Here is a 14,599-nt window from a genome sequence, read left to right as displayed (position 1 = left end):
AGCCCTGGCACCCGGTGTCAACGGCCCACGGATCCCCCGGCGCATGTCACACCCCCGCCGGGGCCCGGTTCAGCGCACCAGCAGGTCGAGCAGCCGCTCGGCCTCGGCCTCCGGATCGGCGGTCAGGCCGGTGTGCACCGGGCCGGGCTGCACGACCGTGGAGCGCGGCGCGATCAGCCAGCGGAAGCGGCGGCCCGCGTCGTCACCGGCGGCCTGCCCGGCCGCCTCGCCGCCGCCGCAGACACCCTCGACGGCGCGCAGCGCGGCCCGTACGCCCACGACGTCGGCGTCCGGGTCGAGCGCCTTCAGCTTCGCCTCGTCCAGGTGGGTGCGGGCCGCGACGAAGGAGTGGGCGCGGCAATAGACCAGCACGCCCGCGTTGAAACACTCACCGCGCTCGACGCGTGGCACCACGCGCAGCAGCGCGTACTCGAAGACATCGCGCTTGCTCAACGGTCGTCGTCCTTCTTGCTCTGCTTGGTGGGGTGCGGCCAGGGCTTGATCCGGTCGGTCAGCCAGCCGGGGGCCCGCGAGGGCTTGGTGGCCGTGGGCGCGTCGAGGACGATCCGCTCGTGGATCGTGGCGGCGCGGGCGAGCAGCGGCTCGACATAGGCGCGGCGCAACTCGTCGGTCGTCCCGAAGCCGGGCTCGTCGACCAGCCACTCGTCGGGGACGAGGGCGGTGACCTCGGTCAGGAGTTCCTCGGTGATCAGCGGCGCGAGCTCGGCGGCAGCGGCGGCGATGTCCGGCCCGAAGGGCGCGAGCGCGTGGTCGGAGGCGTTGTAGGGCTTGGCCGCGGAGGCGGCGGCCCCCGGCCAGTTGTGGTGCCAGATCATGGTGGCGCCGTGGTCGATGAGCCACAGGTCGCCGTGCCAGACCAGCATGTTGGGGTTGCGCCAGGACCGGTCGACGTTGTTGATCAGCGCGTCGAACCACACGACCTTGCCGGCCTCGGCCGCGTCCACCTCGTAGGCGAGCGGGTCGAAGCCGAGCGAGCCCGGCAGATAGTCCATGCCGAGGTTGAGACCGCCGCTCGCCTTGAGGAGTTCCTGCACCTCCTGGTCGGGCTCGGACAGGCCGATGACCGGGTCGAGCTGGATGGTGACCAGCTCCGGTACGCGCAGCCGGAGCCTGCGGGCGAGCTCACCGCAGATGATCTCCGCCACGAGCGTCTTGCGGCCCTGGCCGGCCCCGGTGAACTTCATGACGTACGTGCCGAGATCGTCGGCCTCGACGATGCCGGGGAGCGAGCCGCCCTCACGCAGGGGTGTCACATAGCGGGTCGCGACGACCTCATTCAACATTTTTCCCGGCCATCCATCTCTTCAGCCTTCACCAACGGCCCACTTCGGAGGAGCCCAACAGCGGGGTCGCGCATCGACGGCCCTGGAGAGAACCGGGAAACCTTCCGCTGTCGTGCGGCTCCCCCTGCTCCCCGAGCCGACCGCCGAAGGCAGTGCGCCCCTTGCTCCCATGCCTCGGGCATGAAGTGAGCATAGTAACCGCGGGTGATCGCGAGCGAGAGGTACCGGAGCCACCGCGCCAGGGCCACAAACAAGTACCCGGGGCCCATCACGTTTCCGCGCCGCCAGAATCCCTGGGGCACAGAACGCCAGGCGATAGCGAGGAGCGGCCGGGGGGAATCGGCCTGACAGCACGACAGCGGAATCGGTGAACCTGAATTCCCGGTGTCCTCACGGCTGTTCGTGCATCCCGACAAATCCGGTCCAGGCGAATCCGGCGCGAGCGAATAGGAAGGCTCAGCCTTCGGGCCTCACGGCCAAAGGCCCGTCGCCGGCCCAGCACCCGGATCCGGGAGGCGCTCGGGGCGGGCCCGGGGGCGGTGCCGCCCCGGGGCCCAGGGGCGTGGGAGGAGAGCCTCGCCCCGCTCCCACGCCTCGGCCCTCACACCTCCAGGAGGGCGAACAGCCTTTCCCAGCGGGCGACGATCTTGTCGGTGGAATAGCGCTGGATGTTCACGCGGGCGGCCTCGCCCATCCGGTCGCGCAGATCCTTGTCCGCCATCAACTTGCCGAGCTGGCGGGCCAGTTCGGGCGTGTTGCCGGGCGGGGCGAGAAGGCCGTCCTCGCCGTCGCTGATGATTTCGTGGACGCCCGGGGCGACATCGAGGGCGACGCACGGGACGGCCGTCGCCATGGCCTCCATCAGGGCCAGCGGGAAGCCCTCGCCGCGAGAGCTGAGCACGAAGAGCGAGCTGTCCCGCAGCGCGCTGGGGACGTCGTTGGTGCGCCCCATCCACTCGACGGAGGACGCGATGCCGAGCTGCGAGGCCTGCTCGCGCAGAGCGGACTCCTCGGGCCCCGCGCCGAAGATGCGCAGCGTCCAGTCGGGGTGCTCCGGGGCGACCAGGGACCAGGCCTCGAGGAGCAGGTCGACACCCTTCTCCTCGTGCAGCCGGCCGATGCTCACCACGGTCTTGGCCTCGCGGCGCGAGGGCGTCTCGGGGAAGAACGGCAGCGGGTTCGGCATGAAGCCCGCGTTGTCCATGCGCTGACGGATCCAGTTGTCCGCGTCCTCGCGGGTCAGCGCGAGCATGCGGTCCACGTCCGCGTAGTAGCGCAGCACCCGCTGGAAGCGGGAGGACTTGCGGCAGGTCTCGAAGGACTCGTGGCTCATGCCGATCACGGTCACGTTGGAGGTGTCGGCGAGCGCCACCCACTCCATCGCCCAGACCTGCGTGACGACGACGACCGCGCCCGGGCGCGCGGCCCGGAAGATCGCGGTCAGCTTGGCCGCCTGCTGGCGCATGCCGGCGTCCCGCGCGGCGCGGCGGCGCTGTTCGGGAATGTCGAGCCGGTCCTTCAGGCCCCGCGCGGCCTTCACGCTGGGCGGGTGGACGTCGTACAGCGTCGCCGTGCGGTACGGCAGGTCGTCGCCGAACTCCGCGGCCCGGCCTTCGGGGGCCGGGACGATTCCGACGATCTGCACCCGGTGGCCGCGCTCGCTGAGGAGGCGGGCCAGCTGGTGGGACCAACTGGTGATGCCGCCCATCTCGTTCATGCTGTTCGAGACGAAGATGATGTCCCGGGTCACGGCCGCGGCCGGGTCCTGGGGCAGCACCCCGGAGATCTCGGACGTGGTTGCGGTCTGCTTGGCCATCAACGGCTCCACTTGGCGAAGAACTGGTCGACGATGCTCTCGGCGGCGTTGCCGGTGTCGTACTCGCCGAACCGGTCGACGAACTGCCGGCGTGCCGGGGCGTGTTCGAGCGCCTGGGCATCGAGGGATTTCACGGCGGCGTAGAACTCCTCCTCGGTGGTGAACACCGGGCCCGGGGCGGCCTTCTTGAGGTCGAAGTAGGTGCCCCGGCTCTCGTGCGCGTACTCCTCGTAGTCGTACGCGAAGAAGAGCATCGGGCGGTCGAGGAGCGCGTAGTCGAACATCACGGAGGAGTAGTCCGTGATCAGCGCGTCCGCGAGTTCCATGATCGGGCCCACGTCGTGGAGGTTCGACACGTCGATGACGCTGCCGCGCACCGTCGGCGGCAGCACCACGTGGTTGAGGTAGTGCGCGCGCACCAGGAGGACGTACTGGTCGCCGAACTCCTCGGCGAACCGGGCCACGTCGAAGGGCAGCTCGAACTGCTGCCCACCGCTGCTGCGGCGGAACGTCGGCGCGTACAGGAGCACCTTCTTGTCGGCGGGGATGCCGAGTTCGGCCGCGAGCGGGCCGCGCTCGACGCTGCCCTCGGCGAGCTCGCGCCGCCGCAGGCGCACCATCGAGTCGTTGCGCGGGTAGCCCACCCGGAGCAGGGCCCGCTCGGGCAGCCGGAAGGCCTTGGCGAGCGTGCGCACATCGTGCTCGGAGCGGACGAGGAAGCGGTCGAAGCGGTCGAGGGCCGCCTGCTGCTCCTGCTGCTGGCCTCGGGTCATCGCCTTGAGCTCGGCCAGGTCGAAGCCCATGCGCTTGAGGGCCGAGCCGTGCCAGGTCTGGATGTACGTGGTCTCGGGGCGCTTGGCCAGCTTCAGCGGGAAGCCCTGGTTGTCCACCCAGAACTCGGCCTGCGCCAGCGCCTTGAGGTAGGGCAGCGACCAGCGGCGCACCAGGGTGGCGTCCTTGGGGAAGTCCTTCTGGCTGCCGGTGTAGGACCAGATCGCCTCGAAGTCCAGGCCCCGCCGGCGCATCTCCTCGTAGATGGCGCGCGGGCTGTCGCTGTACTGCCGTCCCATGTGGGACTCGAAGACGACCGTGCGCTTCTTGACGGGGAGGCGGCTGAAGGCCTCGTCGTAGACCCGCAGCTTGGTGTCGCCCGAGGTGAGGGTCTTGCGCAGCGACTTGGCCCGACGGTAGCCCGACTTGGCGAGCGCGCCCGGCTTGCCGCGCATGCCGCGGTCGATGAACCCCTGGACCCGCTCGCCGGCCTGGCTCTCGGTGACCAGCTCGAAGGAGAGGTGCCCCTTGGCGGAGACGTGCGGTTCGAGGTGGTCGGCGACCATGCGGGTCAGCCGGGGCCGCACCGGCAGGGCTCCCCGGGACAGGTCCGTGTCGCCGACGGTGAGCCGGGTGGTCGTGCGCGTGCCGTCCGCGTCCAGGGTCAGTCGCACGTCCCAGACGGTGTCGACGATGCCCAGCGGGCGCAGCTGGGCCGTGAGGTCGGCCGCGGCGTCCCAGTGGATGCTCCGGCCGTCGTGCCGCAGCGACTGCACGGGGAAGCTGAACGACTGGAGGCTGCGGCGGCGGGCGGTGAACTGCAGCTCGCCCTTCAGCGTGGCGCCGACCGGGATGATGCCCAGCGGGTTGACGATCTCGCCGGCCATCCGCACGGTCTGGCCCGTGGTCGAGAAGCCGGTGAGCTGGTTGCGCAGGAACAGCTGGTTCAGCGGCTTGTCGTGGTAGCCGAGGCCCGTCACGTCCAGCACGGTGCGGCCGAACGCGTCGTCCAGGTGCTCCTCGCACCAGTAGATCCGTCCGTCGCGCTCGGCGAGCGGGGAGGAGATCTTGTCGCGATGGGTGAGGGTGTCGACGGCGGGGATCAGCCGCTCCCAGTCGCCCTGCCGCAGCAGGTAGGCGCAGATCGCCTGGATGGGCAGGACCTGGGAATAGGCCGCCGGGTCGAGGGTCGCGAGGTAGTCGCCGGCCAGTTCGGCGAATTCACGGCGGTACGCGTCGTCGCGGAACGGCAGATCGCGCAGGTGCAGCACCAGATCGTGCTTGAGGAACTTGACGTCCTTGGCGAACTTCAGGCCCGTCAGCCCGTGTTCGGCCAGAAGGGCGTCGATTCGGCGGTGAATCTCCAGTCGGTGCACGAAGTTGGTCATGTCGTGCCGGCTGTTGGTCACCGACTTGTTCGCGGCGCGTTCGAATACATGCCAGAAATAGACCTGGTTGGGAATGAGAGTGATGCTCTCCGCGGCCAGGTAGGCCTCGGCTATGAACATCAGGTCCTCGTAGTACATCCCCTTGGGAAAGCGCAGATCATTGTCGAGGAGGAACTCGCGCCGGTAGCACTTGTTGGTCGAAAGGGTGTCCCAGACGAACAGGTCCGGCAGGTCGGCGACGGAGGTGAGGGTGCGCGTTTCCGAGTAGAGCCACGAGTACCATTCGTCACGCTTCTGGTTGCGCGTGTCCTTGTGCAGGCGCACGCAGAGGCCGGAAACGATGTCGGAGCCGGACTCCTCGGCGGCTTCGAAGAGGTTCCGGCAGGCGTTGCGCTCCAGCACGTCGTCGCTGTCGAGGAACATCACGTAACGGCCGGTCGCCTGGCTGATGCCCAGGTTGCGGGGTTCGCCGCCGGCGCCGCTGTTCTCGGGGAGCTGGAAGGCTCGGACCCGGTCGCGGTGAGTGGCCGCCAGCGTCTGGGCGACCTGGAAGGACCCGTCGGTACTGCAGTCGTCGACTATCACCACTTCGACATTCCGCAGCGTCTGGTCGAGCACAGACTGGACTGCGCTGGGCAGCCGTTCGGCGTCATTGTAGACGATCACCACTACGGAGATGTCCGGCACAGCAACCTCAACCCTCGCTCTGGATAACTCTGGCGCTTCAAAGATATCCATACGATGTGTGCGCCCTCGGCCACCAGGGTGCCAGGTAGCTGAAACGAGGCGCCCACCCGATCCGGCGGCACCCGCACCCGGCCGGGGCCGTGCCCCCAACGCCCGGACCGCCCGCTCCGCAAGCCCCGCAGGCCTCGTCGACGGCCGCTCCGGGAACATTTCGCCGCCGTAGGATAATCCTTATGCGTTGCAGGATGCGTCACAGGATTACATAGAGGGTCAAATGTACATAAATGATCACTATATCACCGACCCGCCAGGGTGTGCATGTGACGTAGACGACTACTTCGATTCGCTCGCGCACCACCCCGATTGCTACGGCTACGCGGGGCCGCCGGAGTTGGCGAAGGTGGAGCGAGCGCGCCCGCTGGAGGAGTCCCTATAGAGGACGCCGCACGGGTCCGCCCGCCGGCCCGTCCGCCGGCCCGTCGAGCGGCATCTCCTCCAACCGCTCACGTTCCCCGCACAGCGAAGGCACGTGCCGGGTGAACGGGGAAGTCACCCCGGCGCTGAACGCCCCACGCCCCTCTCCCGTACTCCCCCACGCAGTCAAGCGTCGTACGTCGAGAGGACAGTCAGCATGAGCACCGAATCGCAGTCCGTACCCGTCCAGGTACCGGCTCGCCGGACCGTCATCGCCTGCGTCGGCGCGGCCGGGCTCGCCGCCGCGCTCACCGCGTGCGGGAGCGGCTCGGACGGCGCGGCCGCGGCCGGGCCCGCCACGGCCGCCGGGGACGGCGGCGCCAAGGGCGGCGGGAGCGTGCTCGGCAAGACGTCGGAGATTCCGCAGGGCGGCGGGAAGATCTTCGCCAAGGAGGGCGTCGTGGTCACCCAGCCCGCCGCCGGCCAGTTCAAGGCGTTCTCCGCGAAGTGCACGCATCAGGGCTGCGCGGTGTCGTCCGTGTCGGACGGCACCATCAACTGCCCCTGCCACGGGAGCAGGTTCGACGTCACGGACGGCAGCGTCAAGGGCGGTCCCGCGCCCTCCCCGCTGCCCGCCGCCGCGATCTCGGTCGAAGGGGACTCCATCAAGCTCGCGTGACGCGGCGCCCCGCCTTCAGGCAGCCCAGGATGTCGTCCGTGGTGGTCACCGTGGCCACCAGGGCGAGGGTGTGCCGGATCATCGCGGGGGTGTAGTCGGCCGGCACCCCCGCGATCGCGTCGGCCGCGACCACGGCGGTGTAGCCGAGGTTGACCGCGTCGAAGACCGCGTTGGGGATCGCCACGTTCGCCGAGACCCCGGTGATGATCAGGGTGCGGCAGCCGAGGTTGCGCAGGAGCGGGTCCACGTCGGTGCCGGACACGGGCGAGAGGCCGTGCAGACGGCGTACCACGATGTCCTCGTCCGCGACCTCGATCGGCTCGGCGATCCGCACCGCCCGCGAGCCGGAGTGCTGCTGCACGGGCAGCCGCTCGGCGGCCCGGAAGAGCCGTGCGTTGCGGCTGGCCCCACGGCCGTCGGGGCGGCGTTCCGCGACCGCGTGCAGCACCTGGACGCCCACCTCGTGCGCGCAGGCCACCAGACGGGCCACGTTGTGCAGGGCGCCCGACTCCCGTGCCTGCTTGGCGAGTTCGGGCAGCGCGCTGTCCGCGCCGACCACGCCCTGCTGGCACTCGACGGTCATCAAGGCCGTGGTGGCCGGGTCGAGCTGTTCCGCGAGGAGTTCCTTCTTCGCCATGGCGCGGGAGGCTAACCGCCATTGCGTGCCGAGGGAAGAGCACGCCATGATTCCTGACGTCCCGTCAGAACACTGCGGGACGGGGACCGTGGAATCGCGAAGGGGAGGCGTCATGACCGCCACACAGCGCCGGGGCCGACGGATCATGATGAGCGACGAGGAGCGCGACGCCTTCCTCGGCGAGCAGCGCACCTGCCGGGTCGCCACCGTGTCGCTGGACGGCAGCCCGCATGTCGCCCCGCTCTGGTACGTCTGGCACGGCGGCTCGCTCTGGCTGTACTCGATCACCCGCAGCCGCCGCTGGGCCCAGCTCGGCAAGGACCCGCGCGTCGCGGTGGTGGTGGACGACGGCACGGAGTACGGGGAGCTGCGCGGGGTGGAGCTCGGCGGCAGTGTCGTGCCGGTCGGGGAGGCGCCCCGCACCGGTGAGCCGTGCCCCGAACTCGCGCCCGTGGAGGCTTTGTTCGCGGCCAAGAACTTCGGTCTCCAGGAGATGATCCACGACGGGCGGCACGCGTGGCTGCGCCTGACGCCGGACACCGTAGTGTCCTGGGACTTCCGCAAGCTGGGCGGCGACTTCGGGCGCTGAACTCCGAGGCCCGAGCGCGGACCCCACCAGGTCCAAGCGCGCCGGCCTTCGCCTCCGAGCGCCCGCCTCCGCATCCGGGCACCGATCCCCGCGTCCGAGCGCCGGCCTACGGGGTCCGGGCGCCGACCCGGGCTCTACTGGCCCGGCACCAGCTCCTCCCCCGCCGCCGCGAGCGCGTCGACCGCCGCCCTGATCGAGGGCCTGCGGTCGGCCTCGGCACGCCACACCGCGTACACGTGGCGGCTCATCGCCGCGCGCACCGGGACCGCCCGGACCCCGTCCGGGATCGGGCCGCGCCCCAGGCGCGGGGTGATGCTGACGCCCAACCCGGCTTCCACCAGGGCGAGTTGGGTGGCGTGTTCGCGGGCCACATGGGCGACCCTCGGCTCGATCCCCTTGCCACGCAGGGTGAACATCAGCCACTCGTTGCAGAACTCGCCCTCGGGCCAGGTGATCCACTCGTCGTCGGCGAACTCCTCCAGGTCCACCGCCGCGCGGCCGGCCAGCGGGTGGTCCGCGGGCAGGGCGACGTCCGCGAGGTCGTCGAGGACCGCCCGCTTGGCGAGGCCCTCGGGCAGCGGCAGCGGCTTGTTGTACCAGTCGAGTACGAGCGCGACGTCGAGGTCGCCCAGGAGGACGCCCCGCACCGACTCCTCGGCCTCCAGCTCCTCGGAGCGGACGGCGAGCTGCGGGTGCTCCGCGCGCAGCGAGGCGAGGGCCGCGGGGAAGAGCCCGCGCACCGCGGTGGCGAAGCCCGCGATCCGCAGCCGGCCGACGACGCGGTCCCGTTGGGCCTCCAACTCGGCCTGGGCGAGCTGCACTTGGGAGAGGATGCGGGCGGCGTGCTCGGCCAGGAGCTGCCCGGCGTCGGTGAGCCGCACGCCGCGCCCGTTCTTGGCGAGCAGCGGCTGGCCGGCTTCCCGCTCCAGTTTGGCCAGCTGCTGGGAGACCGCGGAGGTGGTCACGTGCAGGGCGTCGGCCGCGCCGCCCACCGAGCCGTGCCGGGCCACCGCGTCGAGGGTGCGCAGGCGCTCCAGGTTCAACATGTAAGCGATGCTAACCGATCACCGCCATGAAGTCTCGCTTGTGCTACGCGGTGCTGAGCCTCATCGTGGTCGTCATGAGCACCGCCACCCCTCCCCGGCCCACCTCCGCCACCGTCCCCCCGGCCGCTCCCCCGGCCCCGTCCACGGCAGGGCGCCGCCCCGCCCTCGACTGGCGGCTCCGGTTCGCCGGGCTCTCGCTGATCTGGGGCTTCAGCTTCCTGCTGATCAAGGTCGGCACGGACGGCTACGCCCCGTTCCAGGTCACCTTCGGACGACTGCTCTTCGGCACCCTCGTGCTCGCGGTGGCGATGGCGGTCAAGCGCGAGCGGCTGCCGCGCGGGCGCCGCACCTGGCTGCACCTCACGGTGGCGGCACTGCTGCTCAACGCCGCGCCGTTCTCGCTGTTCGCGTACGCGGAACTCACGATCCCCTCGACCCTGGCCGGGATCTGCAACGCGACCTCGCCGCTGTGGGGCATGGCGCTGTCCATGGTGGCGCTCTCCGAGGACCGGCCGACCCGCCGCCGGGTCGCGGGCCTCGGGCTCGGCTTCCTCGGGGTCCTCACGGTCCTCGGCGCCTGGCAGGGCTTCCACGGCCTGGACGTGACGGGGACGGCGATGGCCCTGCTCGCCTCGCTCTGCTACCCCATCGGCTGGATCTACGTCCGGCGCACCCTGGCGGGCGGCGGCCACTCCAGCCTGTCCCTGATCGGCTCCCAGCTCGGTGTCGCGACCCTTCAACTGGCCCTGGTCACCCCGCTGTTCGCGGGCCTCCCCCGTTCCTTCCCGCTCGTTCCGCTGCTCGCCGTCGCGGCGCTCGGCGCACTCGGCACGGGCCTCGCGGTGCTCGTCCAGTACGGGCTCGTCAACGAGGTGGGCCCGACGACGGCCCAGATGGTCACCTACTTCATCCCGGTGATCGCCACGGCCGCGGGCGTCGCGGTCCTCGGCGAGAGCATCACCTGGAACACCCCGGTCGGGGCGGCCGTCGTGCTCGCGGGCGCCGCCCTCACCCAGAGCCGCCGGCGCGCGAGGCCGAAGGCTCAGTAGGCGAAGCGGACGCCGGGGCCCGGCCCGACCGCGGAGGCCACGGCGTCCGCGAGCGGCCCGAGCTCGTCCGGGCCCAGGCTCGACACGGTGATCCGGACCCCGGGCGCCGAGGCCATCCGGAAGCGTGCCCCGGGCGCCACCGCCCAGCCCGCGTGCAGCAGCCGGGAGACGGCCCCCGTCTCCTCGGGCACCGGCACCCACACCGTGAATCCGCTCCGCCCGTGCGCCGGGACCCCGCGCTCGCGCAGCGCCCGCAGCAGCCCCTCGCGCCGCTCGCGGTAGGAGCGGGCGACCTTCGCCGGGTCGACCGCGCCGGAGGTCCACAACTCGACCACGGCCCGCTGGAGCAGCCGGCTGACCCAGCCGGGCCCGAGCCGCTGCCGCCCGCGCACCCGGTCCAGGGTGACGGCGTCCCCGGTGAGGACGGCGAGCCGCAGGTCCGGCCCGTACGCCTTCGCCACCGAGCGCACGAAGGCCCAGTGCTCGGTCGCCGGGGCGATGGGGTGCAGCGGCAGGTCGACCATGCCGTGGCCGTGGTCGTCCTCGATGAGCAGCACCCCGGGGTGGGCGGCGAGCACCTCGCGCAGCGCCCGGGCGCGGGCCGCGCTCACGGCGGCTCCGGTGGGGTTCTGCGCCCGGCAGGTGATCACGACGGCCCGGGCGCCCGCCGCCAGGGCGCGATCGAGCGCCTCGGGCAGCGGGCCCTCGTCGTCCAGCGCCATGGGTTCGGGCCGGAGGCCGAGCGCCGGTACGAGATCGAGCAGCGCGCTCCAGCCCGGATCCTCGATCGCGACCGCGTCGCCGGGCCTCAAGTGCGCGGTGAGCACCCGCTCGATGGCGTCGAGCGAGCCCGACAGCACCCCGACCGGCCCGTCCGGCACGCCCTGCTCGTCGAGTTCGGCGCGGGCGAGCCGAGCCAGCTCCTCGTCCACGGGCTCCTGCCCGTACATGAACCGCTCCGGCTGCCCGGCGTTGGCGCGGGCGGCCGCCGCCAGCGCGTCGCCGAGCGGGGGAAGCAGCCGCGCGTCCGGGTTGCCGTCGGCGATGTTGCGCACGCCCTCGGGCACGTCCGCGCGGATGAGGTCGCGGGCGGTGCTCGCGGGCCTCGGCCGCACCCGGCTGCCGCGCCGGCCCGCCGTCTCGATCACCCCGCGGTCGCGCAGCAGCCGGTAGGCGGCCGCGACGGTGTTGGGATTGACGCCGAGCTCGGTGGCCAACTCCCGCAGCGGAGGCAGCAGTTGACCGGGTTCGAGCCCGCCTGAACCCACCGCGCGCTCCACGCTCTCGGCAATCTCCGATGCGCGACGCCCTACGATCCGATATTCTCCTAGCACAAACCTGATTATGCACTAGTGCAATGGAGATCGCAATGTCGGACACCGCGACCGCAGCCCCCTACCAGGCGACCGACCGCACGGTACCGACCCGCTCGCGCGAGCGGGCCTCGTACGACCGCGAGCTGGTGCACGGCATCCTCGACACGGCGTACGTCTGCCATCTGGGCTTCGTCCGCGACGGGGCGCCCGTCGTGCTGCCGACGCTCTTCGCCCGGGTCGGCGAGCGGCTGTACATCCACGGCTCGACCGGTTCGCGTCCGCTGCGCGCGGCGGGCCAGGCCGATCCGGGGCTGCCGGTCTGCCTGACGGTCACCCACGTCGACGGCCTGGTGCTCGCCCGGTCCGCCTTCCACCACTCGATCAACTACCGCTCGGCCGTGGTGCACGGCACCGCGCGGGAGGTCACCGACCCCGAGGAGAAGCGCACCGCGCTCGACGCGATCGTGGACCACGTCGTCCCCGGCCGCTCCCTCGACTCGCGCCCGGCGAACGCCAAGGAACTGGCCGCGACCGCGGTGATCAGCCTCGACCTGAACGAGGTCTCGGCGAAGCTCCGCACCGGCGGCCCGAGCGACGACGCCGAGGACCTCGCGCTGCCGCACTGGGCCGGCGTCCTTCCGCTCGCCCCCGGTTACGGCGCCCCCCTCCCGGCGGACGACCTCGACCCGGCGGTGGCCGTACCGGACTACCTCACCGTGATGTGAACCGGATCGTGCCCCCGGACGGCCCCCGTCTCGCGGCGGGGGCCCCGTGCCTCACAGGAGGACCGCTTCGCGTCGTGTCCTCGCCGCCTGCCGGGTCTCGGCCGCCGCGAGCCCGAGCACCGCGAGCAGCAGCAGCGCGGTGCCGACGGCGGTGGCCGCGGTGATCCGTTCGCCGAGTACGGACACGGCCAGCACGGCCGCGCTCACCGGCTCCAGGAGCATGATCACGGAGACGGTCGCGGCCCGGACGACAGCCGCCCCCGCGAAGTAGAGGGCGTACGCGAACGCGGTGGGCACGGCCGCCACGTACAGCAGGAGCACGACCACCCGCAGCGGTTCCCCGGTGTGCGGCAGCAGGCCCTCCGCGCCCGCGAACGGCAGCAGGCACAGGGCTGCCACGCCGAAGGCCCAGGCCGTGGTGGCCGACGGGTCGCCGGCTCCGCCGTCGCGGCCGAGCCACCTGGTCAGCAGGGTGATGGCCGCGTACCCGGCGGCCGAGACCAGCGCGAGCGCGACTCCGGCGGGCCGGACCGTGCCGCCGCCGTTGCCGATCCACAGGACCGCGAGCCCGGCGAGCGCCCCGGCGACGGCCGCGCTGCCGGCCCAGCCGATCCGCTCGCCCAGGGTGAGGCGGGCGCCGAGCGCGATGAGGACGGGGCCCGCGCCGAGGGTCACCACGGTCGCCACGGCGAGTCCGGTGGCCTCGACGGCCGCGAAGTACGCGCTCTGGAAGACCATCAGGCCGATGCCGTTGCCGAGGACCCGCAGCAGCCTGCGGCCGCGCGGTTCGGCGGCCCTGGGCGCACGGCGGCGGCGCAGCGCCATCGCGCCGAGCAGCAGGACGAGTCCGCCGGCGCAGCGCCAGAAGGACAGGGCGAGCGGTCCGAGGTCGCTGGCCCCGAAGACCAGGGCGGCGGCGCCGCCCGCGGTGCCCCAGGCGACTCCGGCGAAGGCGAGGTAGAGCAGACCGCGGCCGACGGGCAGGGCGGTGGGGGCCGTGGCAGGGCCCGTTGAAGAGTTCGACACGTGCGTACTCCGAGGAGGAAGACGGCTGGCTGTTCGCTGGCGTGGAGTACGCGGGCAGCGACGAGCCGCTCGGGGACTGCCCGAGCCGGGTCTTCGTCTGGAGTGCGGCCGCCCGCGTTACGCGGCGGGAGGCGGCAGTACGGTCGCGTGCATGGGCGCCACCCTAGGCGGCGGAATGTCCGGGCGCCAACTCCCCTTCCGCAGGGGCCGGTCCGCCCGTGACCAGCGGGCCCGAAGGCGCCTTGGGGGCCGCGGACTGAGCGATGAACGCGCCGGCCAGGACCACCGCGCCGCCGATGATCTGCGGCGCGGAGAGGTGTTCGCCGAGCAGGATCCAGGCGAACACGGTCGCGAGCACCGCCTCCAGACAGGCGACCACCCCGGCCACCTGCGGGGAGAGTTTGCGCACCGAGACGACCCCGGTGACATAGGCGAGCACGGTCGCGATCAGCACGATCCAGCACAGCAGCAGCGCGGCGGGCACCTGGGAGCCGTTCATGTCGGCGCTGCCGCCGAGCACCGCCCACTTCATGCCCCACGGGCGGGCCACCACGGTCAGGACGAGCGAGCCGAAGAGCAGGCCGTACGCGATGACGCCGATCGGGTCGGCCGCCCCCTCGCCCTCGCCGCCCTGGTCGGACAGGACGAAGTAGCCGACCTGGCAGCACGCCGCGCCGAGCGCGAGGAGCAGCCCGACCGCGTCGAAGCCGATCCCGGACCAGACCTCGACGACACAGGCGAGGCCGCCGACGGCGAGCACCACGCCGACCGCCGCGGCCCGGGAGACCTGCCTGCGCTGGACGAACCGGACCCAGCCGAGGACGAGCGCGGGCGCCAGATATTCGACGAGCAGCGCGACGCCCACCGGGATGCGCGAGATCGAGGCGAAGTAACAGGCCTGGACGCCGGCGACGGCGAGCAGCCCGAACCCGGCGAGCAGGGCGGGCCTGCGCAGCACCAGGGACCGGTGGCGCCAGGCCAACGGGAGCATGACGAGCGCGGCGCCGGTGACCCGCAGCCACACCACGTGCAGCGGGTCGAGCCCCGCTTCGATGAGCGGCTTGGCCGCCACTCCTGAACCACCGAACGCGAAGGCCGACACCAAGGCGAGTCCCAGGCCGACGCTTCTTCCCTGAGACGCGTGCATCGGGA

At 72.1% G+C, this 14,599-nt stretch carries 13 protein-coding genes; 4 read left to right on the top strand and 9 right to left on the bottom strand.

Annotated elements, in window-relative coordinates; genetic code table 11:
• Positions 1–69: 69 nt before the first annotated feature.
• From ACFYZA_RS00195 to ACFYZA_RS00180, 4 genes are all read right to left on the bottom strand, one after another.
• On the bottom strand, positions 70–453 hold the full coding sequence (locus ACFYZA_RS00195) for a DUF3037 domain-containing protein (protein WP_382586652.1): 384 nt from the start codon (positions 451–453) through the stop codon (positions 70–72).
• Positions 450–1,304, bottom strand: coding sequence for a HipA family kinase (locus ACFYZA_RS00190; protein WP_388485844.1), 855 nt, complete (start codon positions 1,302–1,304; stop codon positions 450–452). The genes ACFYZA_RS00195 and ACFYZA_RS00190 overlap by 4 nt, the downstream gene beginning before the upstream one ends.
• Positions 1,305–1,905: 601 nt before the next feature.
• Positions 1,906–3,120 (bottom strand): glycosyltransferase, encoded by a 1,215-nt coding sequence (locus ACFYZA_RS00185; protein WP_388485841.1) that lies wholly within the window; start codon positions 3,118–3,120, stop codon positions 1,906–1,908.
• Entirely contained in the window at positions 3,120–6,017 is a 2,898-nt protein-coding gene (locus ACFYZA_RS00180) for a CDP-glycerol glycerophosphotransferase family protein (protein ID WP_388485839.1), read from the bottom strand. The genes ACFYZA_RS00185 and ACFYZA_RS00180 overlap by 1 nt, the downstream gene beginning before the upstream one ends.
• Before the next feature lie 580 nt (positions 6,018–6,597).
• Between ACFYZA_RS00180 and ACFYZA_RS00175 the strand changes: the two genes are divergently transcribed.
• Complete coding sequence (locus ACFYZA_RS00175) at positions 6,598–7,059, top strand: Rieske (2Fe-2S) protein (RefSeq protein ID WP_382586621.1); 462 nt, start codon at positions 6,598–6,600, stop codon at positions 7,057–7,059.
• Here ACFYZA_RS00175 and ACFYZA_RS00170 read toward each other — a convergent pair.
• Positions 7,046–7,696: an isochorismatase family protein gene (locus tag ACFYZA_RS00170; protein ID WP_388485837.1), complete on the bottom strand. Its 651-nt coding sequence runs from the start codon at positions 7,694–7,696 to the stop codon at positions 7,046–7,048. The genes ACFYZA_RS00175 and ACFYZA_RS00170 overlap by 14 nt on opposite strands.
• Before the next feature lie 112 nt (positions 7,697–7,808).
• On the opposite strand from ACFYZA_RS00170, the gene ACFYZA_RS00165 reads away from it, so the two are divergent.
• Positions 7,809–8,285, top strand: a complete 477-nt coding sequence (locus tag ACFYZA_RS00165; protein ID WP_388485835.1) for a pyridoxamine 5'-phosphate oxidase family protein — start codon at positions 7,809–7,811, stop codon at positions 8,283–8,285.
• A 134-nt stretch (positions 8,286–8,419) separates the two neighbouring features.
• Here ACFYZA_RS00165 and ACFYZA_RS00160 read toward each other — a convergent pair whose 3' ends face one another.
• Positions 8,420–9,331, bottom strand: a complete 912-nt coding sequence (locus ACFYZA_RS00160) for a LysR family transcriptional regulator (RefSeq protein ID WP_388485833.1) — start codon at positions 9,329–9,331, stop codon at positions 8,420–8,422.
• A 38-nt stretch (positions 9,332–9,369) separates the two neighbouring features.
• On the opposite strand from ACFYZA_RS00160, the gene ACFYZA_RS00155 reads away from it, so the two are divergent.
• A complete protein-coding gene (locus ACFYZA_RS00155; protein ID WP_382587453.1) occupies positions 9,370–10,380 on the top strand; it encodes a DMT family transporter in 1,011 nt (336 codons plus the stop codon).
• On the opposite strand, the gene ACFYZA_RS00150 is transcribed toward ACFYZA_RS00155, so the two are convergent.
• Positions 10,374–11,714, bottom strand: coding sequence for an aminotransferase class I/II-fold pyridoxal phosphate-dependent enzyme (locus tag ACFYZA_RS00150; RefSeq protein WP_388485831.1), 1,341 nt, complete (start codon positions 11,712–11,714; stop codon positions 10,374–10,376). The genes ACFYZA_RS00155 and ACFYZA_RS00150 overlap by 7 nt on opposite strands.
• 35 nt (positions 11,715–11,749) lie before the next feature.
• Here ACFYZA_RS00150 and ACFYZA_RS00145 point away from each other — a divergent pair, with 35 nt between their 5' ends.
• Entirely contained in the window at positions 11,750–12,421 is a 672-nt protein-coding gene (locus tag ACFYZA_RS00145) for a pyridoxamine 5'-phosphate oxidase family protein (RefSeq protein WP_382586606.1), read from the top strand.
• A gap of 51 nt (positions 12,422–12,472) precedes the next feature.
• Here the strand turns inward: ACFYZA_RS00145 and ACFYZA_RS00140 are convergent, their stop codons facing one another.
• On the bottom strand, positions 12,473–13,447 hold the full coding sequence (locus tag ACFYZA_RS00140; RefSeq protein WP_388485829.1) for a DMT family transporter: 975 nt from the start codon (positions 13,445–13,447) through the stop codon (positions 12,473–12,475).
• A 163-nt stretch (positions 13,448–13,610) separates the two neighbouring features.
• Positions 13,611–14,594 carry a DMT family transporter gene (locus ACFYZA_RS00135; protein ID WP_388485826.1) on the bottom strand — a complete coding sequence of 328 codons (984 nt, stop codon included), beginning with the start codon at positions 14,592–14,594 and terminating at the stop codon, positions 13,611–13,613.
• Positions 14,595–14,599 lie beyond the last annotated feature (5 nt).

Origin of the sequence: Streptomyces sp. NPDC001828 (genome assembly GCF_042892175.1) — a bacterium.
Taxonomy (GTDB): domain Bacteria; phylum Actinomycetota; class Actinomycetes; order Streptomycetales; family Streptomycetaceae; genus Streptomyces.
The sequence above is the reverse complement of the archived record's forward strand: the minus strand, read 5'-3'. Positions and strand labels throughout refer to the sequence as shown.